At 46.1% G+C, this 26,744-nt stretch carries 26 protein-coding genes and 1 riboswitch; of the genes, 12 read left to right on the top strand and 14 right to left on the bottom strand.

Annotated elements, in window-relative coordinates; genetic code table 11:
* Position 1: 1 nt before the first annotated feature.
* Positions 2-138, top strand: a riboswitch (TPP riboswitch).
* A 72-nt stretch (positions 139-210) separates the two neighbouring features.
* Genes thiB through thiQ form a run of 3 tightly spaced genes read left to right on the top strand, consistent with a single transcriptional unit; the run spans position 211 to position 3,535 of the window.
* On the top strand, positions 211-1,203 hold the full coding sequence (gene thiB / locus ACF8OV_RS09470; protein WP_029844444.1) for a thiamine ABC transporter substrate binding subunit: 993 nt from the start codon (positions 211-213) through the stop codon (positions 1,201-1,203).
* Positions 1,204-1,244: 41 nt separating this feature from the next.
* Entirely contained in the window at positions 1,245-2,831 is a 1,587-nt protein-coding gene (thiP, locus tag ACF8OV_RS09465; protein WP_203504596.1) for a thiamine/thiamine pyrophosphate ABC transporter permease ThiP, read from the top strand.
* Positions 2,831-3,535 (top strand): thiamine ABC transporter ATP-binding protein, encoded by a 705-nt coding sequence (gene thiQ, locus ACF8OV_RS09460; RefSeq protein ID WP_021450139.1) that lies wholly within the window; start codon positions 2,831-2,833, stop codon positions 3,533-3,535. Before thiP ends, thiQ begins: the two co-directional genes overlap by 1 nt.
* 63 nt (positions 3,536-3,598) lie before the next feature.
* Here the strand turns inward: thiQ and ACF8OV_RS09455 are convergent, their stop codons facing one another.
* The 4 genes from ACF8OV_RS09455 to argR all read right to left on the bottom strand — a co-directional run bounded on the left by ACF8OV_RS09455 (position 3,599) and on the right by argR (position 8,802).
* The gene (locus ACF8OV_RS09455; RefSeq protein WP_005454686.1) at positions 3,599-4,036 is read right to left on the bottom strand and encodes a universal stress protein; all 438 of its coding nucleotides are present in this window, start codon (positions 4,034-4,036) and stop codon (positions 3,599-3,601) included.
* A gap of 44 nt (positions 4,037-4,080) precedes the next feature.
* On the bottom strand, positions 4,081-6,660 hold the full coding sequence (locus ACF8OV_RS09450) for a TRAP transporter permease (protein ID WP_005496973.1): 2,580 nt from the start codon (positions 6,658-6,660) through the stop codon (positions 4,081-4,083).
* A gap of 297 nt (positions 6,661-6,957) precedes the next feature.
* The gene (locus ACF8OV_RS09445; protein WP_203504598.1) at positions 6,958-7,926 is read right to left on the bottom strand and encodes a TAXI family TRAP transporter solute-binding subunit; all 969 of its coding nucleotides are present in this window, start codon (positions 7,924-7,926) and stop codon (positions 6,958-6,960) included.
* Between the two features lie 405 nt (positions 7,927-8,331).
* A complete protein-coding gene (gene argR, locus ACF8OV_RS09440; protein WP_005430583.1) occupies positions 8,332-8,802 on the bottom strand; it encodes a transcriptional regulator ArgR in 471 nt (156 codons plus the stop codon).
* 358 nt (positions 8,803-9,160) lie between these two features.
* On the opposite strand from argR, the gene mdh reads away from it, so the two are divergent.
* Both mdh and ACF8OV_RS09430 read left to right on the top strand, forming a co-directional pair.
* Complete coding sequence (mdh, locus tag ACF8OV_RS09435; protein ID WP_005454639.1) at positions 9,161-10,096, top strand: malate dehydrogenase; 936 nt, start codon at positions 9,161-9,163, stop codon at positions 10,094-10,096.
* Between the two features lie 114 nt (positions 10,097-10,210).
* Positions 10,211-10,402 (top strand): hypothetical protein, encoded by a 192-nt coding sequence (locus ACF8OV_RS09430; RefSeq protein ID WP_005479653.1) that lies wholly within the window; start codon positions 10,211-10,213, stop codon positions 10,400-10,402.
* A 91-nt stretch (positions 10,403-10,493) separates the two neighbouring features.
* On the opposite strand, the gene ispB is transcribed toward ACF8OV_RS09430, so the two are convergent.
* Positions 10,494-11,465, bottom strand: a complete 972-nt coding sequence (gene ispB / locus ACF8OV_RS09425; RefSeq protein ID WP_005479642.1) for an octaprenyl diphosphate synthase — start codon at positions 11,463-11,465, stop codon at positions 10,494-10,496.
* Positions 11,466-11,722: 257 nt separating this feature from the next.
* On the opposite strand from ispB, the gene rplU reads away from it, so the two are divergent.
* The 6 genes from rplU (at position 11,723) to folA (ending at position 15,653) form a co-directional block, all read left to right on the top strand.
* Entirely contained in the window at positions 11,723-12,034 is a 312-nt protein-coding gene (rplU, locus tag ACF8OV_RS09420) for a 50S ribosomal protein L21 (RefSeq protein ID WP_005383096.1), read from the top strand.
* Positions 12,035-12,054: 20 nt separating this feature from the next.
* Entirely contained in the window at positions 12,055-12,312 is a 258-nt protein-coding gene (gene rpmA / locus ACF8OV_RS09415; protein WP_005383095.1) for a 50S ribosomal protein L27, read from the top strand.
* 210 nt (positions 12,313-12,522) lie between these two features.
* Complete coding sequence (gene cgtA, locus ACF8OV_RS09410) at positions 12,523-13,695, top strand: Obg family GTPase CgtA (RefSeq protein ID WP_005489537.1); 1,173 nt, start codon at positions 12,523-12,525, stop codon at positions 13,693-13,695.
* A gap of 192 nt (positions 13,696-13,887) precedes the next feature.
* Positions 13,888-14,688 carry a threonine/serine exporter family protein gene (locus ACF8OV_RS09405; protein ID WP_021487175.1) on the top strand — a complete coding sequence of 267 codons (801 nt, stop codon included), beginning with the start codon at positions 13,888-13,890 and terminating at the stop codon, positions 14,686-14,688.
* Entirely contained in the window at positions 14,688-15,161 is a 474-nt protein-coding gene (locus ACF8OV_RS09400; RefSeq protein WP_005459611.1) for a threonine/serine exporter family protein, read from the top strand. Before ACF8OV_RS09405 ends, ACF8OV_RS09400 begins: the two co-directional genes overlap by 1 nt.
* A gap of 9 nt (positions 15,162-15,170) precedes the next feature.
* Entirely contained in the window at positions 15,171-15,653 is a 483-nt protein-coding gene (gene folA / locus ACF8OV_RS09395) for a type 3 dihydrofolate reductase (protein ID WP_203504600.1), read from the top strand.
* Positions 15,654-15,733: 80 nt separating this feature from the next.
* On the opposite strand, the gene apaH is transcribed toward folA, so the two are convergent.
* From apaH to lptD, 6 genes are all read right to left on the bottom strand, one after another.
* Entirely contained in the window at positions 15,734-16,540 is an 807-nt protein-coding gene (gene apaH, locus ACF8OV_RS09390; RefSeq protein WP_005480531.1) for a bis(5'-nucleosyl)-tetraphosphatase (symmetrical) ApaH, read from the bottom strand.
* A gap of 16 nt (positions 16,541-16,556) precedes the next feature.
* A complete protein-coding gene (gene apaG, locus ACF8OV_RS09385; RefSeq protein WP_005459620.1) occupies positions 16,557-16,937 on the bottom strand; it encodes a Co2+/Mg2+ efflux protein ApaG in 381 nt (126 codons plus the stop codon).
* 65 nt (positions 16,938-17,002) lie between these two features.
* Positions 17,003-17,812, bottom strand: a complete 810-nt coding sequence (rsmA, locus tag ACF8OV_RS09380) for a 16S rRNA (adenine(1518)-N(6)/adenine(1519)-N(6))-dimethyltransferase RsmA (RefSeq protein ID WP_005459622.1) — start codon at positions 17,810-17,812, stop codon at positions 17,003-17,005.
* Positions 17,809-18,807, bottom strand: coding sequence for a 4-hydroxythreonine-4-phosphate dehydrogenase PdxA (gene pdxA / locus ACF8OV_RS09375; protein ID WP_005488414.1), 999 nt, complete (start codon positions 18,805-18,807; stop codon positions 17,809-17,811). Before pdxA ends, rsmA begins: the two co-directional genes overlap by 4 nt.
* Positions 18,797-20,080: a peptidylprolyl isomerase SurA gene (surA, locus tag ACF8OV_RS09370; RefSeq protein WP_005459625.1), complete on the bottom strand. Its 1,284-nt coding sequence runs from the start codon at positions 20,078-20,080 to the stop codon at positions 18,797-18,799. The genes pdxA and surA overlap by 11 nt, the downstream gene beginning before the upstream one ends.
* Before the next feature lie 61 nt (positions 20,081-20,141).
* Positions 20,142-22,487, bottom strand: a complete 2,346-nt coding sequence (gene lptD, locus ACF8OV_RS09365) for an LPS assembly protein LptD (RefSeq protein WP_005459627.1) — start codon at positions 22,485-22,487, stop codon at positions 20,142-20,144.
* Positions 22,488-22,754: 267 nt separating this feature from the next.
* On the opposite strand from lptD, the gene djlA reads away from it, so the two are divergent.
* The gene (gene djlA, locus ACF8OV_RS09360) at positions 22,755-23,609 is read left to right on the top strand and encodes a co-chaperone DjlA (RefSeq protein ID WP_023584992.1); all 855 of its coding nucleotides are present in this window, start codon (positions 22,755-22,757) and stop codon (positions 23,607-23,609) included.
* A gap of 110 nt (positions 23,610-23,719) precedes the next feature.
* Here the strand turns inward: djlA and ACF8OV_RS09355 are convergent, their stop codons facing one another.
* The 3 genes from ACF8OV_RS09355 to leuC all read right to left on the bottom strand — a co-directional run bounded on the left by ACF8OV_RS09355 (position 23,720) and on the right by leuC (position 26,664).
* The gene (locus tag ACF8OV_RS09355) at positions 23,720-24,502 is read right to left on the bottom strand and encodes a DUF547 domain-containing protein (protein ID WP_031815902.1); all 783 of its coding nucleotides are present in this window, start codon (positions 24,500-24,502) and stop codon (positions 23,720-23,722) included.
* A 132-nt stretch (positions 24,503-24,634) separates the two neighbouring features.
* Positions 24,635-25,237: a 3-isopropylmalate dehydratase small subunit gene (leuD, locus tag ACF8OV_RS09350; RefSeq protein WP_005480538.1), complete on the bottom strand. Its 603-nt coding sequence runs from the start codon at positions 25,235-25,237 to the stop codon at positions 24,635-24,637.
* An 11-nt stretch (positions 25,238-25,248) separates the two neighbouring features.
* Entirely contained in the window at positions 25,249-26,664 is a 1,416-nt protein-coding gene (gene leuC / locus ACF8OV_RS09345; RefSeq protein WP_005459505.1) for a 3-isopropylmalate dehydratase large subunit, read from the bottom strand.
* Positions 26,665-26,744: the final 80 nt, after the last annotated feature.

Genomic DNA, 26,744 nt, shown 5'->3' with positions numbered 1-26,744 from the left:
ATCCAACTCATCGGGGAGCAAACCCATTTTGCATTGAGTCAATCAATGCATTTGGGCGCTGAGACCTAAGTGCTTTACTAGGGACCCGTATTACCTGAACCAGATAATGCTGGCGTAGGAATTGAGTCTGGATATTGGAAATCCTTAATAGCCGCCTCAAACCCTGTGCCGCTCAACTTATTTCTCTGAAATACTCATGGAGAGCGAGCAGTGAAAACCACTCTAAATCTGATTGCCTTAGCTGCAATCACCTCTACTTCAGCGTTTGCCGCTGAAAACACATTAACCATCTATACCTACGACTCTTTTGCCGCAGATTGGGGGCCGGGTCCTAAAATCGAGCAAGCTTTTGAAGCAAAATGTGGCTGTGACGTTAACTTCGTGGCATTAGACGATGGTGTGTCGATCCTGAATCGTCTTCGTCTTGAAGGCGGTAATAGCAAAGCCGACATCGTGTTAGGTTTGGATAACAACCTGATGGCTGAAGCGAAGAAAACCGGTCTGCTTACCGAGCACAATGTGGATACGGCCAACACAGTGTTACCAAACGGTTGGAGCGATACGACGTTTGTACCGTACGATTACGGCTACTTCGCGTTTGTGTACAACAAAGAGAAACTGGCTAATCCGCCGAAAAGCATGAAAGAGCTGGTGGAAACGCGCGACGATTTGAAAGTGATTTATCAAGATCCGCGTACGTCAACGCCGGGCCAAGGCTTGATGCTGTGGATGAAATCCATTTATGGCGACGATGTGACGCAAGCATGGCAGAAGCTAGCAAGCAAAACCGTAACGGTCACGAAAGGTTGGTCTGAGGCGTATTCTATGTTCCTTAACGGCGAGTCGGACTTAGTGCTTTCTTACACCACGTCACCAGCGTACCACTTAATTGCAGAAAACGACTCAAAGTTTGCGACGGCGAATTTTGCTGAAGGCCACTACATGCAAGTTGAAGTAGCCGCCAAAGTGAAAGGGTCAAAAAATTCAGAACTTGCTGATCAGTTTATGAATTTCATTTTAAGTGATGAGTTCCAATCAGCGATGCCAACGGGCAACTGGATGTACCCAGTTACTGACGTTGAGTTACCTAAAGGTTTTGAAACCTTGAATGTTCCAAGCAATTCGTTGAGCTTTAGTGCTGATGAAGTGGCAAAAATGCGTAAGTCTTGGATTCGCGAATGGCAAAGCGCACTGACGTTTTAGCTGACGTTTCCACCCTCATCTGAATGAGATAGGTTTTACCTTTGAATTCTGTTCCAAAAATAGGTTTAGGGGTCGCGATGATCATCGCGACCTTTGTTATTTCTGCCCTAGGTGCTTTGATTGTTCAAGCCCCTTCACTTGATGTGTCTGTGGTATGGGACGACCCGTATTATCAACATGTCACCAAGTTCAGCTTTTACCAAGCTTTTCTTTCCACACTGCTCAGTATTGGTTTTGCCATTCCAGTTGCGCACGCGCTTTCGCGTCGCCAATTTTGGGGTAAATCATTACTGCTTAAGCTATTTGCATCGACACTGGTTTTGCCGGTTTTGGTTGGTGTTTTTGGGCTATTAGCGATTTATGGCAACAGCGGTTTGTTAGCGCAGTGGCTGCAAGGTTTCGACACCAAAATTCCATTTTCTATTTATGGTTTGAATGGCATCTTACTTGCTCATGTGTTCTTTAATTTACCTTACGCGGCACGCTTGCTGCTGCAAGCCTTGGAGTCTATTCCTGCTGAGCAACACAAGCTGTGCGCGCATCTTGGTATGAGCCATTGGGATAAGTTTCGCTGGGTGGAATGGCCGCGTTTAAGGCAGCAACTTCCCCACGTTTGTGGCTTGGTATTTATGTTGTGCTTCACCAGTTTTGCCACTGTGATGGCGCTGGGAGGTGGGCCCAAATCCACCACTATTGAGCTGGCAATCTATCAAGCGATTAAGTTTGATTTTGATTTGCAAGCTGGTGCGTTATTAGCGTTGTGGCAGATGCTGTTGTGTGGGCTACTTGCGATCGGAGTACAGAAGTTAACAAAGCCTGTTGCTATCAGTGCTGGCAGCACATCGGTACAGCAATTTTTAACGAAGGATCATGGGTGGTCAAAAGCTTGGGATAGCTTTTGGATCATAGGTGCCTTTTTACTGGTGATACCGCCGTTACTGATGGTGTTACTGAGTGGTATCAACCAACAAGTTTGGACGGTGTTAACCGATGAACGTTTTTGGTCTGCGTTATCTAACTCGCTCAAAGTTGCAGGGTTAGCCAGTGCGCTTGCGGTCGCTGCGGGAGTGTCTATATTGTTGACCAGCCGTCGTTGGCGTTTGCAGTATAAAAACCCGCGAGCTGATCAGATAGAGTTAATCGGTACCATTATTCTAGTGACGCCGGGGCTGGTGATTAGCACTGGCCTATTCTTACTACTGCGATCATTTACCGATGTTTTTAGCTTGGCGTTTTTTGTCGTGATTTTGGTGAATGGTTTGATGGCTTTGCCTTACGTGATCAAAACGCTAGCGCAACCGATGCTGCACATTGAGCAACAGTATCAGTATGTCTGTGCCAGCTTAGGCATGCGTGGCTGGCAACGATTTAAAGTGGTGGAGTGGCAGGCGCTGCGCAAGCCGTTTGCACATGCGTTTGCGATCAGCTTTATGTTTGCAATAGGGGATTTAAGCGCGATAGCGCTGTTTGGTGGACAAGAATTTCGTACCTTACCTCTGTATTTGTTCCAGTTGCTTGGCAGTTATCAGATGGACGCCGCTGCGGTGGTGTCCGTGACGCTATTGTTGTTGAGTGTGGGCTGTTTTGCCTTGATAGAGAAAGTATTGAAAGCGAAGGAGAAAGCATAATGCTAGTGTTGGATGATGTGCAGTACACCTACCAACGTGAACTGTTTCGTTTTGAGTTGAGCATTGAACGTGGTCAGATTGTATCGTTGATGGGGCCGAGTGGGGCAGGGAAATCAACCTTGCTGGCTCTGGCCGCAGGATTTATCCATCCTGATCAAGGTGACATTCGGGTTGATGGTGAGTCGATTGTGCGCAAAGAGCCTTATCAGCGTCCTTTCTCCATGCTGTTCCAAGAGCATAACTTGTTTTCTCACTTGTCGGTGCGTGACAACATTGGCTTAGGTTTACACCCGGGACTAAAGCTCACGGTAGACCAAAAACGTCAGGTTGAACAAGCTGCTCAGCAAGTTGGCGTTGCAGAGTACCTCGACCGTTTGCCTGAGCACCTTTCTGGAGGGCAGCGTCAACGTGTTGCCTTAGCGCGTTGTTTTGTTCAGCCTCATTCCATGTGGCTGTTGGATGAGCCTTTCTCGGCACTTGATCCAGTGTTGCGTGAAGAGATGCTGAGCTTGGTAAAAAAACTGGCTGCGGAGCGCGGAATTACCGTGTTGATGGTTACGCATCATCTTAGTGATGCCAAAGCGATTGCGAGTCACTTTGCCTTTGTTGCTAACGGAAAAGTAGAAGCGGTGGGTGAGATTGATGCCCTGACTGCCGAGCATCCCAGCAAGACCCTACAGGCCTTCGTTCGTGCTGCTGGATAATGATGAGAGATACAAAAAAGGTTGATGCGAGCATCAACCTTTTTTTCTTGCGTGGCCGTAAGCTTAACCTTGCGGCTTCACTACCATCACGTTGATTGGAGAATATTCCACAACTTTACTTGCAACAGAACCAAGCATCACTTTGTTGATTTTCGAACGCTTGTGACTTGGCATGATAATAAGGTCTGCGCCCAAACGTTCGGCGTAATCAAGAATTGTTGCGTAAGCTTTGCCTTCGGCAACGTGCACTTTGTAAATCACTTCATCATCAATGTGCTCGCTGGCAAATGCTTTTAGCTGCTGCTTCACATCTTGCTTCATTTTCGCCGCTGCGTCTTTTGGGAAGTAAGTGGCGACCATCGACATGTGAATACCTGGCAAAACAGTGAGCAGGTGGATTTCTGCGTTTGCTTGTTTTGCTTGCCACACCGCCAGTTCAACCGCTCGGTCTGAGAAGCCTTGGTCATTTAGATCAACCGGAACAAGAATTTGTTTATACATTCAATGTCTCTCACTAAGGCCCCAGATCCGCGGGGCCAAATCGGTTATGCGCTCAGTTGTTCCTTGCGAGCACGACGTTTTTGGTTCATGGCAAGTACCAGCAGAAGAATCAAGCAAGGTACAAATACCCATTCTTTCATTGGACGATCTGCGTCTTGAACGACCCATTTGATTTCCCAATCAAAGTCGATACCAGATGACTCCGCAGGGCTACCAAATTCAACCATGTCGACGACCATTTTGCCGTCGTTCTCAGTCAGCATCAGACCCATTGAAGAGATACGCTCTTCAGCTGTCGTTGCTCTGTCTTCGAATGGCAGACGTACCGTTTTCTCGACGTATTCGCCTTCGAGGTTTTGTCCGGCAACACGTAACTCAATGGATTCTCCTACATTTAGGTTTTCCGTGATTTGAGCTATCTCAACCCCAGGAGAAAGAACTTTCGCTGGGTATAACATGTCCCACCAAAAACCAGGTCGGAAGAATGAGAAAGTTAATACTAATAATAGGACGGTTTCCCACCACTTGTTACGAGTCAGCCACCATCCCTGCGTAGCGGCAGAGAAGATCAGCATCGCAATGATGGAAGAGATTACCGTGAGTGCTAAATGCCACCAAGAATCGATACCCATCAACAATAATTGGGTATTGAAAACAAACATGAATGGCAGAATGGCGGTTCGAATATCGTAGGTAAAACCTTGGATACCGGTACGAATTGGATCGGACTTCGCGATTGCTGCAGCGGCAAAGGCAGCCAGACCGACCGGTGGTGTATCATCGGCGAGAATACCGAAATAGAACACGAACAAGTGCACCGCAATCAGTGGAATGATAAGACCGTGCGCTGCACCGAGCGTTACGATAACTGGCGCCATTAGCGTTGATACTACAATGTAGTTTGCTGTGGTAGGCAGGCCCATACCGAGAATCAGACTGATAACCGCAGTAAACAACAGCATTAGGATGACACTACCGCCAGAGATAAACTCAACAAAGTCCGTCATCACCAAGCCGATACCAGTTAGTGTCACAACGCCAACAACCGTACCTGCCGCCGCTGTTGCGACACCGATACCGATCATGTTGCGAGCACCAGCCACCAAGCTTTCAGCAAGATCAACAAAACCCTCTTTGGTTTGCTGTACTAGGTCGCCTTCTTTCGCAAGTAACGCCATCAGAGGGCGTTGTGTTAGCAAAATGAAGACCATAAAGACGGTCGCCCAAAACGCTGATAAGCCAGGTGAGAAGCGCTCTACTGTTAAACACCAAACCAGTACCACGATAGGTAGCAGGTAGTGTAAGCCAGACTTCACTGTAGGCCCCGGATCTGGCACTTCAGTCAGCTCCGCATCAATCTCAATTGCGCCATCTTTCATGTGGTTCGCAGAAATTTTTACGAGGCCGACGTAGGCGATGAGTAGCGCGATCGTTACTATCGTAGTCGCTGCGTCGCCAAAGACATCTTTCGTCCAACCTACACCGTAGTACACCAAAGCGCTGATTACACACAGACCTAAAATGGTAGCTGTGAATGAAAGTAGGCTTTGCAGTAACGTTGGATTATGACGACGAGGTAAGCCAGTCATACCCGCTTTACATGCTTCAAGGTGAACGATGTAAATCAACGCAATGTAGGAAATCAGCGCTGGAAGTAATGCCGCTTTGATAACCTCTACGTAAGAAATCCCAACGTATTCCACCATCAAAAACGCTGCTGCGCCCATGATTGGCGGGGTGAGCTGACCATTGGTTGACGCTGCCACTTCAACGGCTCCCGCTTTTGTGCCCGGGAAGCCGACTCGTTTCATCAATGGAATGGTAAAAGTACCCGTGGTTACGACGTTTGCGATCGATGAGCCTGAAACCAGACCCGATAGACCAGATGCGACAACGGCGGCTTTAGCTGGGCCACCTTTCATGTGACCAAGTAGAGAAAATGCGACTTTAATGAAGTAAGCACCCGCACCCGCACGCTCTAGCATCGCGCCAAACAGTACAAACAAGAATACGAAAGAAGTGGATACACCTAACGCAACACCAAATACCCCTTCGGTGGTTAGCCACAGATGCGACATCGCTTTACCTAAGCTTGCGCCTTTGTGGGCTATGACATCTGGCATGTATGGGCCAGCAAACGTGTAAGTCAGGAACACGGCGGCCACAACCATTAGCGGAGGCCCTAATGCACGACGAGTCGCTTCAAGTAGCAATATCATGCCAACGACCGCAACCACAATATCGGCAGTGGTGGGAGCGCCGGAACGTCCTGCGAGTTCGGTGTAGAAAAGGTAGATATAGGCAGCTGAAAAGCTACCCGATAACGCGAGAATCCAATCCACAAGAGGAATGTGATCACGCGGAGAGTTCTTCATTGCTGGATAAGCAGTGAAGGCCAAAAATATCGCGAAAGTGAGGTGAATCGCTCGCGCTTCAGTGTCATTCAGTACGCCAAAATTGAAAATAAATGGTAGCGGGGAGGCGTACCATAATTGAAATAGTGACCAACACAGAGGGACTAACCAAAGGATTCGTCCTTGCACTCCCGAAGGGTTACGTGCGCCCGTGTCTGCTTGAGCCACCATTTCTTGCACATCTTGAGACGGAGTCTTATTCGTCGCCATGTACTTTTTCCTTATTATTGATGGTCCTGTCCGTTCTTCTATCGAGAACCACACTTCGCCTTTATCAGTGTAGTGAATGGAGCGAAGTTTGCTTTCGAGTATTCCGCTGCCGAATCACAAAGCAAGAGTACCGAGTGCTTTGTTGGCGGCGTTAAAGTGTTTTCTTGGGTATTGAGTGCGCAGTTCTAAGAAAAACTGGCAAATGAACAAAGCATGCTGGTTCAACGTGCTACAACCAGCATACTCAATCAGGCAGAAAACCATCTTTTTCTGCCTGAGATTGAAATAAGTGAGTGCTTACTTAATTAGACCCACTTCTTTGTAGTATTTTTCTGCACCTGGGTGAAGAGGGATAGAAATACCTGCTTTCACCATGTCTTCTTTTTTCAGGTTAGCAAAAGCTGGATGCAGACGTTTGAAGGTGTCGAAGTTCTCGAACACGGCTTTAGCAACGTTGTATGCAACTTCATCAGAAACATCAGCTGTTGTTACCATTGTTGCTGCAACACCAAAGCTCTTCACGTCTTTATCTGTACCACGGTACATACCAGCCGGCACTGTGCTGAATGCGTAGTACGGGTTGTCTGCGACGATCTTGTCGATCTTAGGACCAGTTGCAGGCACTAGCTTCGCATCACATGATGTTGTTGCTTCTTTGATTGAACCGTTTGGATGGCCAACCATGTAGATGAACGCATCAATTTTGTTGTCACAAAGGGCTTGAGAACGCTCTGAGCCTTTTAGCTCTGAAGCAAGTTTGAAGCTGTCATTTGTCCAGCCCATTGCATCCATTACTACACCCATTGTCGCGCGGTCACCAGAACCTGGGTTACCGATGTTGACACGCTTACCAGCTAGGTCTTGAACGTTTTCGATGCCAGAGTCAGCACGTGCGATGATGTTGAAAGGTTCAGTATGAAGAGAGAACATTGCACGCAGTTTTTTGTACGGGCCTTGTTCCGCAAACTTGCTCGTACCGTTGTAGCCGTGGTACTGCCAATCCGATTGCACGATACCAAAATCTAATTCGCCTGCACGGATAGTGTTAACGTTGTAAATTGAGCCACCAGTTGATTCTACTGAACAACGGATGTTGTGGTCTTTACGACCTTTATTTACCAACTTACAGATAGCACCACCAGTAGGGTAGTAAACACCAGTTACAGAGCCAGTACCGATAGTAATAAACTCTTGAGCGTTAACCGCGCCTGCGCCCATTACAACTGCAGCGATAGCGCCTACTTTGAGAAGTTTGTTAAATGCCATGAATTTCCCTTCCTTATATTCATTATTTACCCGGAAATAACCATAAATCACTTCTGGAGTTTCCTATTTGGAAACGGCATCTTTTCCAATCCAATTGTTTGAAAAAGCGAGCAAATCATAACAAAAAATTGGCAGAAAATTATCCGAATGTTAAATGTTATAGCGAATAAGTCTAAAGCTTGCGACAAGGTGTAGTGATTGATCTTCGGTTTAATTCTTTTTATAACAGCTAGTTAGGTATGATTAAGGCAAGATGTTGAAAAAGATCAATTGCGTGATATTAATCACAAAAGTGGTGAGTGAAAAGTAGTCGCATGAAGCAATTTGTTTACATAAATAATGGGCTACAAAATAGTACTTCTTTCATAGCCCACAAAGAGTTACTTAAACCAATGTTCGTCGGTCTCAGCCTGTGTACTCGAATAGCTCACATACAGACTTGAACAATTGTTCAGTTGATACTGGCATTGTAGGGGTAATAAAAATGGTATCGTCACCCGCTACTACGCCAAGAATACCCTCGGATTTACCTAACGAGTCGAGTAGGCGAGCAATAAGCTGTGCTGCGCCAGGACCTGTGTGAATGACAACCAATGCCGCATTGTGATCGATGTCTAAAACCAGTTCACGTAGAGAGCTGCTTACTGTTGGTACGCCCAGCTCAGCTGGTAGGCAGTACACCATTTCCATTTTTGCGTTACGAGTACGAACAGCACCAAACTTGGTCAGCATACGTGAAACTTTAGATTGGTTAATGCTTTCAAAGCCTTGCTGCTTGAGTGCGTCAACAATTTCACCCTGTGAGCCAAAGCTCTCTTCTTTTAGCAGGGCTTTAAAGGCGCGGACTAGGTTATCTTGTTTCTCTGAATTGCGCATAGTCATTATGATTCTCTTAGTACGTGTCAGCAATTTTGCATATTCTCGCATATATATTCATGCAGTGCCAAAAAGTCCCGGCATTCTGTTAGTTGCATCACTGTAAACCATAAACAGAACAGGATTCTTTAAGATTATTCAATCAGTCTCGTTTTGTCCTATTGAATTTCTTGTCATTTCAACAGAATAAAAGAATAATCCAACCTTCATTTGTAGCACGACAACAGCGAGTTGCGCGAGGTCGCAAAGCTGGCGTTAATTGATTGTAATCAAGTTGTGATTCCGATAGCTTATTTCAGTTGGTTACAAACTACCCTACGAATACGTTTATAAGAGAAATACTCTCAAGGAGAACTACATGAAAGTAGCCGTTATTGGTGCCGCTGGTGGCATCGGTCAAGCCCTTGCCCTTCTGCTTAAGAACCGTCTTCCTGCTGGTTCTGATTTAGCCCTATACGATATTGCTCCAGTTACGCCTGGCGTAGCAGCAGATCTTAGCCACATCCCAACACCAGTATCGATCAAAGGTTACGCTGGTGAAGATCCAACTCCTGCGCTAGAAGGTGCAGATGTAGTTCTTATCTCTGCGGGTGTTGCTCGTAAGCCGGGCATGGATCGTGCGGATCTGTTCAATGTAAACGCTGGTATTGTGAAATCACTCGCTGAAAAGATTGCGGTTGTTTGTCCTAAAGCATGTGTAGGTATCATCACTAACCCAGTGAACACAACAGTGCCAATCGCTGCTGAAGTTCTGAAGAAAGCGGGCGTTTACGACAAGCGTCGCCTATTCGGTATTACCACACTAGACGTGATCCGTTCAGAAACGTTTGTTGCTGAGCTCAAAGGCAAAGATCCTAGCGATATTCGTGTACCAGTTATCGGTGGTCACTCTGGCGTGACAATTCTTCCTCTTCTTTCTCAAGTAGAAGGTGTGGAGTTTACAGCTGAAGAAGTAGAAGCTCTGACTAAGCGTATTCAAAACGCGGGCACAGAAGTTGTTGAAGCAAAAGCGGGTGGCGGTAGTGCGACACTTTCTATGGGCCAAGCGGCTTGTCGTTTCGGTCTAGCACTTGTACGAGCTCTTCAAGGTGAAGAAGGCGTTGTTGAGTGTGCTTACGTTGAAGGTGATAGCGAGCACGCACCTTACTTTGCACAACCAGTGAAGTTGGGTAAAGAAGGCGTAGAAGAAGTACTAAGCTACGGCGAATTGAGCGACTTCGAAAAAGCGGCGCTAGATGGAATGCTAGAAACGTTAAATGGCGACATCAACATTGGTGTTGAATTCGCTAAATAATCTCTATAACGCGAATTAAGAAGAAAGCCGATCTTAGGATCGGCTTTTTTGATCTTTTTTGCTCTGAATTACGTATCACAAGCGAACCAAAACAACATTGTTAAGGAGAAGATGATGGAAGCAAGTCGAATCCGAAAAGGCATGGTTGTTGAGTGCCAAGAAGGCGTCGGTACGATTTTGGTTGTCGACCGTGAAGCAGAGACCGTTTTGTTATCCAAGCAAGGCTCAGATCAACAGATAGCAGTGAGTTTTGATGAGATAGAGGACGATCCACAGCTGCACGGTGGCAGCGAAAGATACTATTAGTCAGAGCCGTTGAAATTGTCTAGATCTGAGACGAAAAAGGAAGAGCGAAATGCTCTTCCTTTTGTGTTTCTTGCTAAAGGGTCTGATGGTGCTAGCGGGTGCGTTTTACCGCAACATGAGCTAGCGTGATAAGCGCTTCTTTGTATTCTGATTCTGGTAGTACTTCCAGTTCAGCGATCGCCTTATCTGCTTCTTCTAACGCTTTCTGCGTAGTGTATTCTAACGAACCGGCCTCTTTCATAACGGCTAGGATTTCATCTAAGCGTTCCATGCCATTGGCTTTTTCAATCGCTTCGCGAATCATCAGCGCATTTTCTGGCGTCGTATTACGCATTGCATGCAACAGAGGCAGAGTCGGTTTTCCTTCAGCCAAATCATCACCAACGTTTTTGCCCATGTCTTCGCCATCGGATGTGTAGTCCATTACATCATCAATAAGCTGGAATGCAGTGCCTAGGTATTTACCATAATTCTGCAGAGCCAATTCAACGTGTTCTGGAGCATCATTTAAGATCGCGCCAATTTGCGTTGCAGACTCGAACAAGCGTGCAGTCTTTGAGTAGATGACTTGCATGTAGCTTTCTTCGGTCGTGTCAGGATCGTTACAGTTCATCAACTGTTGAACTTCACCTTCGGCGATCACATTTACTGCATTACTCATTAGTTGAAGGATCTTCATGGATCCTAGCTCAGTCATCATCTGAAATGAGCGAGTGTAAATAAAGTCCCCAACAAGTACGCTCGCGGCATTACCAAACGCAGCATTCGCTGTCGCTTTTCCACGGCGCATATCTGATTCGTCCACGACATCATCGTGCAGCAAAGTTGCTGTATGGATGAACTCGATAAACGCCGCTGCCATCGTATGGCCAGTGCCTTGGTACCCCAATGCACGTGCTGACAATATTGCCAGTAACGGTCGTAGACGTTTGCCTCCACCACTCACGATATAGAAACCGAGCTGGTTGATTAAAGAGACATCAGAATTTAGTTGGGCTTGAATTGTTTCATTCACTTTTGCCATGTCATCGGCAGTAAGCGCTTGGATAGTTTTAAAATCCATCGTATATCCGGCTGAAGTTAGACCCTGCAAGGCTTATTCGATTTATATAATTGTCGAATAATACACTAAAAAACGTTGATTAATACATTACTAAAGGGCATGATTGCCGCACTTTTCTTTGGCGATTAGCTTTTCGCCAATTTTTTCAAAATATGGCTTGTCATAGGGGCATCTCTTCTGTAGAATCTGCGCCCTATTGATGATTAGTTTAGCGCACACCCTCATGAAAAGGCTGTGCGGAAAAAGCGGAGTAAAATATGTACGCTGTTTTCCAATCTGGTGGTAAACAACACCGTGTAAGCGAAGGTCAAACTCTTCGTTTAGAGAAATTAGACGTTGAAACTGGTGCAACTGTAGAATTTGATAAAGTTCTTCTTGTTGCTAACGGCGAAGACATCAAAGTTGGTGCTCCTCTTGTAGAGGGCGGCAAAATTGTTGCTGAAGTTGTACAACACGGTCGTGGCGATAAAGTTAAAATCGTTAAGTTCCGTCGTCGTAAGCACTCTCGTAAGCAACAGGGTCACCGTCAGTGGTTCACTGAAGTGAAGATCACTGGTATCAACGCTTAATCTATTAGGAGAGTTTAACAATGGCACACAAAAAAGCTGGTGGTTCTACTCGTAACGGCCGCGATTCAGAAAGCAAACGTCTAGGTGTTAAGCGTTTCGGTGGTGAATCTGTACTTGCAGGTAACATCATCGTTCGTCAACGTGGTACTAAGTTCCACGCTGGTAACAACGTAGGTATCGGTAAAGACCACACTCTATTCGCTCTTACTGAAGGTAAAGTGAAGTTCGAAGTGAAAGGTCCTAAGAACCGTAAGTTTGTAAGCATCGAAGCTGAGTAATTAGGTTTTTACCAAGTTACTTAATAGCTTTAAGCTGAATTCAAAAGCCCTGCCGAATCGGCGGGGTTTTTTATTTATGGCAGTCGATATATCGAAGTTTCTCGTTAGAATCCGAGGCGATTTGAATCTGGGAGCTTAGATCTGTCATCTGCTAAAATTGTCGGATGACACAGTAGATTTAATCCACGCACGAAGTAGTCGGAGTAAAAGATGAAGTTCGTAGATGAAGCGGTAGTAAAAGTTCAGGCTGGTGATGGCGGTAGCGGCGTTGTCAGTTTCTGGCGTGAAAAATTCATCACTAAAGGCGGCCCTGACGGCGGTGATGGTGGTGACGGCGGTGATGTTTACATCCAAGCTGATGAAAACCTAAATACCCTAATTGATTACCGTTTCCAACGCTTCTACGAAGCGGAGCGTGGTGAAAACGGTCGCGGTGGTAACTGTACTGGTAAACGTGGTAAAGACATTGTTCTTCGCGTACCAGTGGGTACTCGCGCAGTGGATATCCACACTAACGAAATTGTTGCAGAAGTTGCTGAGCACGGTAAGAAAGTGATGGTCGCGAAAGGCGGTTGGCACGGTCTTGGTAACACGCGTTTCAAATCTTCAGTAAACCGAGCGCCTCGTCAAAGAACGCTAGGTACGAAAGGTGAAATTCGTGAAATCCGTCTTGAGCTACTGCTGTTGGCGGACGTTGGTATGCTTGGCTTGCCAAACGCAGGTAAATCGACGTTTATTCGCGCGGTATCAGCGGCAAAACCAAAAGTAGCAGACTACCCGTTTACCACGTTAATCCCAAGCTTGGGTGTGGTGAGTGTTGTTCCTGAAAAGAGCTTTGTGGTTGCTGACATCCCGGGGCTTATCGAAGGGGCTGCTGATGGTGCGGGTTTAGGTATTCGTTTCTTGAAACACCTAGAACGTTGCCGAGTGTTGCTGCACATGATTGATATCATGCCGATTGATCAGTCTGATCCTGTACAAAATGCACTAACCATCATTGATGAGCTAGAGCAGTACAGTGAAAAACTGGCAAGCAAACCTCGCTGGTTGGTGTTCAACAAAGTTGATCTGATGCCTGAAGAAGAAGCGAATGAAAAGATCCAAGAGATCTTGGATGCGCTAGGTTGGGAAGACGAGTACTTCAAGATCTCTGCGATCAACCGTTCTGGCACCAAAGAGCTTTGCTACAAACTTGCTGACTTTATGGAAAACCTACCTCGCGAAGAGGAAGAAGTGGCTGAAGAAGATAAAGTTAACTTCATGTGGGATGATTACCATAAAGATGCAATGGCAGGAAAAGACGTTGTTACTGAAGATGACGACGACTGGGATGATTGGGATGACGAAGAAGATGACGGTCACGTTGTCTACGTTCGTGACTAATTGTTCTCTCCAAGCGATGTCTTGCTAGAAAATTTAATAAAGCCGCAAAATCTATTGCGGCTTTTTTTGTATCTAAATCATATTTAGATGATGTGATTTGCGGCACAATAGTGGCTTCGCGTGATAATTCGGGACTGTTTGACCTCCTTCACGTGAGAGTAAGCAACACCCTAAAAGGACTTAGACCTATCTATGAATCTAGAAACCATACCGTCTGGAGAGTTGACGGTATCTAACCAACGCTCCATTTCTCGACTTGTCGCTCAAGCCGGACAAATGCTGTTGGCCCATGGCGCAGAAAGTACGCTTGTGTGCGATATCATGCGTCGTATTGGCTTAGCTTGTGGCGTGCATGAAGTGGCTGTAGCCCTCTCAGCCAATGCCTTGGTTGTCACGACCGTAATGGATGGACACTGCATCACCACTACTCGAAGCTGTGCCGATCGTGGCATCAACATGCGCGTTATTACGCAAATTCAACGCATCTGTATCATGATGGAGCGCGGGTTACTCGATGCTGCCATGGCGCAAAAAAAACTGAATACCATCAGCCCAGAACGGTACAACCGCTGGCTAGTGGTGCTTATGATTGGCTTATCATGCGCGGCATTCAGCCATTTAGCGGGTGGCGATTGGGGCGTATTTATTATGACCTTCTTGGCCTCGGCTGGTGGCATGATCGTGCGCCAAGAGATTGGCCATCGTCACTTCAATCCATTACTTAACTTTTCTGCTACCGCATTTGTAACCACGTTGATTTCTGCTCAAGCTGAAATTTACCAAATTGGCAATTTACCAACCGTAGCGATGGCATCGTCGGTATTGATGTTGGTACCTGGTTTTCCACTGATTAATTCGGTAGCAGACATGCTAAAAGGTCACATTAACATGGGTATTGCTCGGTTTGTAATGGCCAGTTTGCTGACGTTAGCAACGTGTTTGGGCATTGTGGCGGCAATGAGTGTAACTGGTATTTGGGGGTGGGCAATTTAATGAATATTTTTGATTTAACGCTCGGTTTGCTCAATGACATGTTTTTTGCAGCCATCCCTGCAGTCGGCTTTGCGTTGGTGTTTAATGTGCCACAGCGAGCTTTGATCTATTGCGCGGTAGGTGGTGCGATTGGTCACGGAAGTCGTTACTTGATGATGCAGTTTGGAGTACCGATTGAGTGGGCGACCTTCTTCGCTGCCACCTTGGTTGGCATGATAGGGGTTCATTGGTCTCACCGCTTTTTGGCTCATCCAAAAGTGTTTACTGTCGCTGCATTGATACCTATGGTGCCGGGAGTTTTTGCTTACAAAGCGATGATTGCGATGGTGGAGATTAACCATTTGGGTTACTCGCCAGAGTTAATTGCGACCTGCATGGAGAACTTTCTTAAAGCCATGTTTATTATTGCTGGTCTAGCAGTTGGCCTCGCAGTTCCTGGGCTGTTATTCTACCGCCGCAGACCGATAGTATAAGGACCCGACATGATCATTAGTATGATTGCCGCGATGGCAGACAACCGCGTTATTGGCAAAGATAATCAAATGCCTTGGCATCTTCCTGCGGATTTTGCTTGGTTTAAACGTTGTACGATGGGGAAGCCCGTCGTAATGGGAAGAAAGACTTACGATTCAATTGGTCGCCCTTTGCCAGGACGTTTGAATATTGTCATTAGCCGAGATGAATCATTGAGTATTGAAGGCGTTACGACGGTGACTTCAGTTGAAAAAGCGTTAGAGGCTGCAGGTGATGTTGAAGAAGTAATGATCATTGGTGGCGGTGCTATCTATGCTTCTTGTTTAGCGATGGCAAATAAACTGTACGTCACACATATTGATGTTGTAGTTGAAGGTGACACCCAGTTCCCAGACTGGGGTAATGAGTTCAAAGAGACATATTCTGAAACCTACCAAGCGGATGAGAAAAACGCTTACAACATGCGTTTTACGATTTTAGAAAAGCAATAGTTAGAAAAGTCTCTCGAAGCAGAATAGAAAAAAGCACCGTAACCACGGTGCTTTTTGTTTTTGGAGTAACGATCTAGTGATTAATCGAGAGCGTCTTGGGTAAAGAGTTGTTTGTCTTCCCAACGGATCATTGTCAGCGAACCACCCCAGACACAACCTGTATCGAGTCCAATGACTTTTTCATCGATATAGCCCTGCAATGCTGCCCAGTGGCCGAATAACACTGTTTTTTCTAACGGTATGCGGTGCGGCAGTTCAAACCAAGGTACCAATTGGTCACCTGTGACTTCTTGCGGAGGTAGTTTGCAGTCCATATCTAAACGACCATCAGAAAAGCAGAAACGCATTCTTGTAAAGGCATTGATGATATAGCGATAGCGATCCAGACCTTCCAGTGAGTCATCCCAAAGATCTGGTAAGTTGCTGTACATGTTTTTTAGCAACCACGGCAACTCTTCGCCTTGGATAATACGTTCTACTTCGCGAGCGCATTGTCTGGCTGTTTCTAAATCCCATTGCGGAGAGATACCCGCATGACACATCACAAACTCGTCGTGCTCTGCCAGAAGAGGTTGTTTAGCTAGCCAAGAGAGCAGTTCTTCGCGGTCTTTAGCGAGGAAAATTGGGGTCGTTTTATCTTTGTCTTTTCGCTTTTTCAGGCCGTAAGATACTGCCAGTAAATGTAAGTCATGATTGCCGAGTACGACTTTTGCGCTGTCACCGAGTGACTTTACGAAGCGCAGTGTTTCGAGTGATTTCGGGCCGCGAGCCACCAAATCTCCTGCGAGCCAAAGTTGGTCATGTTGAGTGGAAAAGTTGACGCGCTTGAGTAGCTGCTGTAGTTCGTCAAAACAGCCTTGGATGTCACCAACGATATAGGTAGCCACTAAATCTCCAATCTTATTAATTTAAAACGTTCGGAATTGCTAAACGAAATGGCTCAATTTCAGTGATGAATTCCTGGCCTTTTTCATCCAGCATTTTGTAGTGTCCTTGCATGACACCAACAGGCGTTTCTAACGCGGTACCACTGCTGTAAGTGTATTCATCGTTGCTTGGAATAAACGGCTGCTGCCCAACAACACCTTCTCCCTCTACCGTCATTTGTTTACCGTTGGAATCGGTAATCAACCATCGGCGACTTATGAGCTGCACTGTCTGCTGGCTGAGGTTTTTAATGGTAATGACGTAGGCGAAAACAAAGCGTTGTAGCTCTGGATTGGATTGCTCTTCGATGTATTTGGTGTGAACTTGAATCTTGATGCAGGGTTGAATGACGTCCATGTGCACTCCTTGATAAACTTAATAATAAGCCAAACCGGCAAGGGTTTGGCTTATTGTTTGAGTTATTAGTGCTGCGGGTTGTCCGCTAGCCAGTTCGCCATCGCGACGAATTGTTGTAGCGTTAGGTTTTCTGGACGCATGCTTGGGTTTACACCTAGCTCTTCCAGAACTTCTGCGCTCAACAGAGATTTGTAGCAGTTACGCACGGTTTTACGGCGTTGGTTAAAGCCTTCACGACAAACGCGATCGAGTAAACGTAGATCTTTCGCTGGGCATGGTAGCTCTTCATAAGGTACTAGGCGAACAACAGCGGAGTCTACTTTCGGTGGCGGAACAAATGCGGTTGGTGGCACTTCTAGTACAGGTACAACTTTACAGTAGTACTGCGCCATTACCGTTAGACGACCGTAAGCTTTACTGCCCGGGCCAGCTGCCAAGCGATTCACCACTTCTTTTTGAAGCATAAAGTGCATGTCTTGAATGTCTTTATGGAATTCAAATAGGTGGAACATCAAAGGTGTAGAGATGTTGTACGGCAAGTTACCGAAGATACGCAGCTTGTTGTTTGGCTTCACTAACTGAGTGAAGTCAAAGCGCATGGCATCGCCTTCATGAATCGTTAGTTTGTCTGCTAAATCAGGGTGGTTACGTAAACGCTCGGCTAAGTCACGGTCCAGTTCGATGACGGTGAACTTATCTACTTCACGGCCAACGGGTTCTGTGATTGCACCAAGACCCGGGCCGATCTCAACCAGATTCTGACCTGGCTTTGGGTTAATTGCTGATACGATGCCATCAATAATGTATGGATCGTTCAGGAAGTTTTGACCAAAACGTTTACGCGCTTTGTGTCCTAAATGGACATCATTTCTCATTGTTTCTTCTCTACCAATTCTATCGCATGCGTGAGCGCTGTTCGGAAGCTCCCTGTATCCGCTTGACCTGTCCCTGCCAGTTCTAATGCAGTACCGTGATCTACCGAGGTTCTAATAAAAGGTAGACCAAGAGTAATGTTTACTGAACGCCCAAAGCCTTTGTATTTTAATACTGGCAATACTTGGTCGTGGTACATGCCTAAAACAGCATCTGCATCGTTTAAATATTTTTCATTGAAAATGGTATCTGCCGGCAGTGGGCCGATCAGCTTGATACCTTTTTCTTTTTGAATCTTTTCCAGTGTCGGAGTGATGGTTTCGATCTCTTCACGACCTAAACAGCCATCTTCACCTGCATGAGGATTAAGCCCGCAAACATAGATGTTTGGCTCTGCGATGGCAAATTTTTCTACGAGGTCTTTATGAAGAATATCGATGATCTTCTCTAGTCGCTCTTCGGTGACCGCTTTTGACACATACGCCAATGGAATATGTGTGGTAACCAATGCGACACGCAGTCCTTCTGTTGCCAACATCATCACCACTAACGGTGTATTTGATTTCTCGGCAAAGAATTCAGTATGACCACTAAATGCAACACCTGCGCGATTGATCACCCCCTTGTGAACAGGGCCGGTGACAATAGCATCAAATTCATCATTCATACAGCCCAAAGCGGCTCTTTCTAGCGTTTTCAATACGTAGTGGCCGTTGGCTTCATTAAGTTGACCAGCAATCGCGTTTTCCGAAATTTCAACGTGGTCAACGATAAGTGTGCCCGCTTTTTGCGCCTTAGGTGCTTCTTCAGGATTGTAATCAAAGAGTTGGACATCAATGCCAAGCATTTTGGCACGTTCCAGCAACATGTTTTTATCTGCGCAGACGACAATCTGGTGTGCCCAATCTTCTTTTGATAGAGCCAGCACTAAGTCAGGGCCGATGCCCGCAGGTTCCCCTGCGGTTACGACAATTCTGCGAATTGAATTAGTTGTCATTGTTGTCATCCACGATTTCAACAAACGCACTTGCACGCAGCTCTTGCATCCATGCGCCTGCTTCTTCATTAAACTTACGATTGAATAGAATGCGGTAAGCTTTATTCTTCATTGCCGAATCTGTGCGGTCGACTTGGCGTCGGTCTAACACTTCAACAATGTGCCAGCCATGAACCGTTTTGAATGGTTCACTGATTGAGCCAACTGGTAGTGTTTCAACTTGGTGTTTAAATTCAGGAACATAAAGATCCGGTGTTTGGTAACCAAGTTCACCATCTTGAGCCGCAGAGCCTGGGTCTTGGCTGTATTGTGAGGCCAATTGAGCAAAGGTCGCTTCGCCAGCTTTGATGCGACGAACGAATTCATTTAACTGCTTTTTAGCGCCTTCATCACTAAGAATCACGGTTGGTTTGATCAGAATATGGCGAGCGTTAACTTCCGTCACCGCAACGGTTTCTAGCCCCTTCACATCTTCAATTTTTAGGATGTGGAAACCAACGCCACTACGGAATGGACCAATGATACTGCCTTTGTTCTGCATCTTGATTTGATCAGCAAAGATGGTTGGCATTTCTTCTTTACGCATCCAACCCCAATCACCACCTTGGAGAGCTTTCGGACCTTTAGAGTAGGTGTAAGCCATTTCGGTGAAGTCTGCGCCGTCATTCAGTTTTTTAACCAGGGCTTTCGCTTGTGCTTCTACTTCTGATTTATCTTGACCGTCGGTGAAACGCAGTTGGATATGACCGATTTTGTATTGCACGGTTGCGTTGGTTTCTTTCGCTAGCTGGTCTGCAAGGCTATCAACTTCTGCTGGAAGGATATTGATTCGGCGACGAACTAGCGCATTACGAGCTTCTGACGCTGCAATTTCTTTACGGATTTGCTCGCGGAACTCTGGGTAGCTTAGGCCTTCTGCTTGCACGGATGCTGCCAGTTCTTCCACGCTTTGGTTATTGTTGCGTGCGATTTCTGCGATGGCTTGGTTTAGACGGTTATCGTCGATGCGTACACCAATACGGTCAGCTTCTTGGCCTTGCAGCGTATCGATGATCAGTTTTTCTACCACTTGCTCTTTGAGCACGCTTGCCGAAGGTAGACTTTTTCCGCTTTGACGAGCATTGGCTTGTAGGGTTTTCATCGCAGTATTGATGTCGCTTTGTAGAATGACACCGTCGTTAACGATGACAGCAACCTTATCAAGCTCTACCGGTGCTGCTACTGCTCCACAAGAGAGTAGGGTCGTGAATAAGATTGATTTCCAAATTTTCATTTAAAATTCCGTCAGTATTTTTTGAAGAAGCGTCTTATTTAGAGTAAGACGCTTAATTCGATTAATTGTTCAAATAGAATGGGCGACCGTATTTAATCGCGTTGTCGGAACCATCCAGTTCTTTGACTGCTGTACCGGTGCTTTGATTTGTCGCAAAGCCTTGAATACCGAAGTTAACACTAAAGTTGTTTTCGTATTCAGGAGAGGAGCCCGTACTGCCGATGGCTTGATTTTCCCAACCGAGTAATTGGTTAGAGTATGTCAAACCAATGTACCAACAATCAGATTGGTAACGCAGGCTTGCTAGCCATTCCATATCGGTATTTTCATTTAGGTCATAGTAGTACTGACCGCTTGCAGACCAGTTACGGTTGAACTCGTATGCCGCTACGATACCTGCTTGTGAAATACCTTTACGAGTAATGGTGTCGAGGTTTTCGAGAATGATCGTATCTTCGATGTATTCGCGAGTGACATAGCGGTAGTTACCTTGAATAAAGCCGCCGTTAAACTGATATTCCAACGTACTGTTGGCAAGCTGCATTGAGCTTAAGTCGATGTCGTACTGAACGCCACCGTGATAGAACAGGTAGTCGTTGTAGTTGAAATCAGCTTCAACTGCCCATGAAGAGTAGTTGGTTGTCTCGTCTGGAATGTTCGGGCTATTGCTGATTTTCGTCTTCTTATCGAAGTAGTAGATCTGACCAAACGACACGTTCAAACGTTCTTTGTAGTCATCATCAAAGAAGCGCGTACTTGCACCGTAGCTCAGCTGGTTAGCCGATGCGATCTTATCAATACCACTGTACTTACGACTGCGGAATAGACCGTAATAGTCTGTTTGCAGCAGCGTTGTATCGTAGTTGTAGATGTTGGTTTGATCTTCTTCTGGTACGTAAAGGTACTGAAGCTGTGGTTCTAGCGTTTGTGTGTAGCCTTTGATCCAACTGGTGTCACGCTCTAAGTAAATCTGAGCATGGGTTCGGAACTCAGGAATAACACGAGAAACTTGTTCATCAAGCTGGTTTTTCAAGTCCACGTCTGTCAAGCCAGTAAGGTCTTGAGAGTAGTAAGTTGAAAGTACGCGCGCTTCCGTTGTCCAAGTGGCCCAAGAGTTTGACAGCGGCATGGTTAGCCCCGGCTCTATGTGAACGCGAGTCGCGTTTGGTCGAGCGGTATCACTAGTGTCAAAACGGCTGACTTGGCTTTTTACGTCGAAGTTAAGGTGATCACCCCACAACGGCGTGTAGTAGTTCAAATCTAATTGAGGAAGCAAACGATATGGACGGTTTTCTTCTTTCAAGAGGATTTGGAAATCTCGAACGGTTAAAGACGCATCCCAGAAATCTGAACGGTACTGCACATGTCCTTCTTGGACTAACTGGCCGTCTTCACGGTTACCGATGTCAGAGTCCAAATCTAGGAAGTAATCAATGTCACTGACTTGTGAGTAATCAACTTTAACAATCCACTGTTTATTGATAATACCATCGTGCTTAACTTGGTAACCCCAGCGAGAATCATCTTGATATTTTTTATCGCTGTTGAGGTATTCGCCTTTCAGTTTACCTTCACCCCAACCATCGGTTAGGTAACGGAAATCGGTGTCGAGTTTGGTGCCACGTTGCTGCATGTAGAGTGCAGTGAGTGTCATGTCGTATTGAGGTGCGATGTTCCAGTAAAATGGCACTTCCACTTCCATACCGTCACTAGAACCGTAAGAAAGAGAAGGGAATAGGAAACCGGTTTTACGCGTATTGCCAATAGGCATAGTCATGTATGGCACGTAAAACACGGGCACATCCATGATCTCAAAACGAGGGTGGTGCAGCGTGGCGGTCTCTTCGTCTTGGTCTACGTCAATACCAGACGCAACCAAACGCCATGAATTATCGCCTTCCGGACATGATGTGATTGAGCCATCTTCTAGTTCATAGACAGACTGACCTGTACGCGCAATGTAAGCAGCAGTACCACGACCTTGTTGGCAAAGAAATTGGTATTCGGTGTTTTCAAGCGAGAAGGTATCTTGGTTGATGTCGTTGGTAACACGATCTGAGCGGGCTTTAACTTGTCCGTCATTGAAGGTCACGTTGCCTTCTGCCACCACCACGTTGTCTTGTTGGTGCAGTGTTACGCTATCTGCGGTGATTTTCTTCGGACCTTGCGTTACTTGGACGTTTCCAGAGTATTGTGCTTTGTCACCATTAATGGCTTGCAGGTTGTCCGCTTCTACCACTACTGGGGTATTAAGAGCGTCCTCCTCGCCACTTGTTTCGACCAAACATTGATCTGTGGCGGGCATTTCCTGCACACTATCATTTATATTCGCTTCAGCTTGAGTGGTGGGTACAAACAAGGCGGTGCTGATAGAGGCCGCTATAAATGTGCGGGAGAAATGTTGCATTGAATTGAACTTTCCTGTGTCACTACTACTCGATGGCTATAGGGCTTGTTGTACCCTAGCGTCATAGCCAAATGAATCAACTATAGTCGCAATTGTCCCAGCGTATTGATTTGCTATGGCATAATGACGACAAAAATAGCTGCAAAGATAAGCAGGCGAAATGGCCTAGCCGAAATAAAACTAATTCCATTATCATAAAGGAAATCGTTCCATCCGGCACTATAAGACCGTCGTCGTCGATAAAAATTCATTGATAGAGAACACATAATGCATATTTTTGGCAAAATTCTGGGTGCCTTTTTTGGCTTGTTACTGGGTGGTCCATTCGGTTTGCTGTTTGGTTTATTTATTGGTCACCAATTCGATAAAGCCCGACGTTTAAGTCAAGCTGGGTTCTCTACAGGCGGCTTTGGAAAAGGACCAAGTCAGGCACAGCGTCAGGAAGAATTCTTTAAATCGGCGTTTGCAGTAATGGGACACGTGGCAAAAGCCAAAGGGCAGGTCACTAAAGAAGAGATCCAACTTGCGACTGCCATGATGGATCGTATGAATTTGCATGGCGAACAACGCCGTGCGGCGCAAGATGCGTTCCGCGAAGGGAAAGAGAGTGATTTCCCATTAGAAGATGTGCTGGTGCGTGTAAAAATCTCGACCGCTGGCCGTTTTGATTTGCTGCAATTCTTCCTTGAACTGCAAATTTCCGCGGCCTTTGCTGATGGAGCTATCCATCCAAGCGAACGTAATGTGCTGCACAAAATTGCTCGTGGTTTAGGTTTCTCATCTGAGCAACTAGAGCGTCGCCTGCAAATGCAAGAAGCGGCGTTCCGTTTCCAACATCAAGGTGGTTTCCATGGCCAGCAACAAGGTCAATACCAGTCGTCAGGTTGGCAGCAAGCCTCACAGGCGGATCAATTGGCCGATGCGTACAAAATTTTGGATGTGTCACCAGAGGCGGACGGTAAAACCGTTAAACGAGCTTACCGTAAGTTAATGAATGAGCACCACCCTGATAAGTTGATGGCCAAAGGTTTACCGCCAGAAATGATGAACGTCGCAAAAGAAAAATCGCAAGAAATTCAAAACGCTTACGATTTAATTAAAAAGGTAAAAGGCTTTAAGTAAGCCAAAATCTAGCAAGCAAACTAGAAAGTAAAAAGGGCACTTGGTGCCCTTTTTTAGCTTTTGGGTTATCGGTGGCTAAAAGCATCTCAAGCTGAACAAAGCTGAATAAATCAGTCGGCTTGGTTCAAGTTCCAATCGTAGTCGTACTTCACCCGACCTGAAAAATGGTTGTATTGTGGCGCGTACTTTCTGATGTGGTTAAACACCTCTTTCTCACCACCAAAATCAACGGCAAACCACTCATAAATTGAAGATATTTTCGCCGTGTTACCTTCAATAGAGACGCCTTTTTTGCTGTTGATAAAGGTCTTTGCGGCACTCTCTAACAAGGTTTGAGTATTCTCAGCGGTAAAAGCTTGAGTTTGAAGATTTGGGCAGCCTAGGCTTGCACAATTGACAGCGTAGTGCGTTCTTGGGTCTTGCCAGATTGGTCGTAAAATTCGGTGCTCAATATCATTTAAGGTCAGACTTTTTCCGTTAATGGTGATGACATCTTGATCCCATGGGCCAAAGCTAAACAGCCCGCCTAACTTGGTGATCGACGTTATCGGGTAGTTATCCAAAATTAGGTCAACCGTCAACGCGTTGTACAGGTTTACCCAATATGCGTATTGCTCGGCTTGGCGGTATTGCAATGGATTTAAACTAGCGAGACGTTGAATGTACTGCTTTAACTTTGTTTTATCGGCGAACGAGACTTGGTTGTAACGAAATAGAGTGTTGTCACCTCGGGTAACTAGATAGCTGTCGAGTAACTGTTGCCACTCCAGATGAGAGATTGAGGTTTGGTTGACCCCGTTGGACTGCTGCCAATAAGGCCATAAGTCGGCTTTTGGTGCGGCCAGAGCGGAAAAGGAGAGTAGGGCACACAGTAGCAATAAGAAACGCTTCATAGAGATACCTTTAGTGAGACTTGATTGTTAGTGTAGACCCGTCTAGTTGTTGTTTTCTTTCTTTAATCTACGCATAAAAACAAAACAGGCTGACAATGGTCAGCCTGTTATTTGTGTATTCAAGGATGCGTTTTAACGCAGGAAGCTCGGGATATTGGCTTCATACTCAGCGATTTTGTCTTCGTGCTGAAGCGTCAAACCGATGTTATCTAAGCCATTAAGCAGGCAGTGACGACGAAACTCGTCGATTTCAAAGTCATACTCCTTGCCGTTTGCGCGCACTTTTAGGGCTTCCAGATCCACTTCAATTTGCGCACCTTCATTGGCTTCAACGAATTGGAACAGTTCATCCACTTCTTGCTCAGTCAGACGAACCGGAACCATTTGGTTGTTGATGGAGTTGCCGTAGAAAATGTCCGCAAAACTAGGTGCGATCATCGCTTTAATGCCGTAATCAGCCAAAGCCCAAGGTGCGTGTTCACGAGATGAGCCACAGCCGAAGTTTTCACGCGCAAGTAGGATAGAAGCGCCTTGGTAACGTGGCGCATTCATTACAAACTCAGGGTTTGGTCGCTCGCCTGCATCATCAAGGAAGCGCCAGTCATGGAAAAGATGCTTACCGAAACCTAGGCGAGAAACTTTTTGTAAAAACTGCTTTGGAATAATGGCATCCGTGTCAACGTTGGCGGCATCTAGAGGCACAACCAAACCAGTATGTTGTTTAAAACCTGACATGATTGTTCTCCCTAATCCTGTTTATCAAAAGTTAATTCACGAATGTCAACAAAGTGACCAGCGATAGCTGCCGCGGCTGCCATTGCAGGGCTAACCAAGTGGGTACGACCATCACGGCCTTGACGACCTTCAAAGTTACGGTTTGATGTTGATGCACAACGCTCGTGAGGTCCCAAACGGTCATTGTTCATTGCTAAACACATTGAACAACCTGGTAGACGCCATTCAAAGCCCGCTTCTTTAAAGATGACATCCAAGCCTTCGGCTTCTGCTTGTGCTTTCACCTGTTCTGAGCCCGGGACAATCAATGCTTGAACGTGCGATGCGACCTTACGGCCTTTCGCCACGACGGCGGCAGCGCGCATGTCTTCGATGCGAGAGTTAGTACAAGAGCCAACAAACACTTTATCTACTTGGTAATCAGACAATGATTTGCCTGCTTCTAAGCCCATGTAAGCCAATGCTTTTTCAGCAGACGCTTTTTCGATTGGATCAGTGAAGCTTTCTGGTGCTGGAATCGGTTGGTCAACGGCAATGACCTGACCTGGGTTTGTGCCCCAAGTTACTTGTGGTTTGATGTCAGCAGCGTTCAGTGTAACAACGGCATCAAATTCGGCATCTGCGTCAGTCTTTAACGTCTTCCAGTACTCTACTGCGGCATCAAAATCTGCGCCTTGCGGTGAGAACTTACGACCTTTGATGTATTCAAACGTGGTTTCATCTGGTGCAATTAGGCCTGCTTTTGCGCCCAATTCAATGGCCATATTACATACCGTCATACGGCCTTCCATAGAAAGGTCAGTAATCGCTTCACCGCAGAATTCAACCACATAACCAGTACCGCCCGCAGCCGTTGTTTTGCCGATGATCGCTAGAACGATATCTTTCGCGGTAATACCCGGTGCGACTTTACCTTTCACTTCGATTTTCATTGTTTTCGCACGTGCTTGTTTTAGCGTTTGAGTCGCTAATACGTGTTCAACTTCAGAGGTGCCGATACCGAAAGCCAGTGAGCCAAATGCCCCGTGTGTTGCGGTATGAGAGTCACCACAAACGATGGTCATACCCGGTAGAGTAATGCCTAGCTCTGGGCCCATAACATGGACGATGCCCTGATATTTGTGGTTTAGGTCGTAAAGGGTAACACCGAACTCTTCGCAGTTTTTCGATAGCGTTTCCATTTGGATACGCGCCATCTCGCCAGAGGCGTTGATGTCTTTGGTTGTGGTCGATACGTTGTGATCCATCGTGGCGAACGTTTTGCTAACCTGACGAACTTTACGACCTTTTTCACGCAAGCCATCAAAGGCTTGTGGAGAGGTCACTTCGTGTACCAAGTGACGATCAATATAAAGAATAGGGGTTTCCCCTTCTGCCGCGACTGCAACGTGTGCGTCGTAGACTTTTTCGTATAGTGTTTTGCCCATTGCTTCCTTTCCTCGTCGTCCTTGTCACCGCAACGGGATGATCCGATGCGGTGATGGCAAACGACAGTTATATTTATAAT

The sequence above is a fragment of the Vibrio sp. GLN_1 genome, from assembly GCF_043106015.1.
GTDB classification, from domain to species: domain Bacteria; phylum Pseudomonadota; class Gammaproteobacteria; order Enterobacterales; family Vibrionaceae; genus Vibrio; species Vibrio parahaemolyticus.
This window is presented reverse-complemented; position numbering and strand designations above follow the sequence as displayed.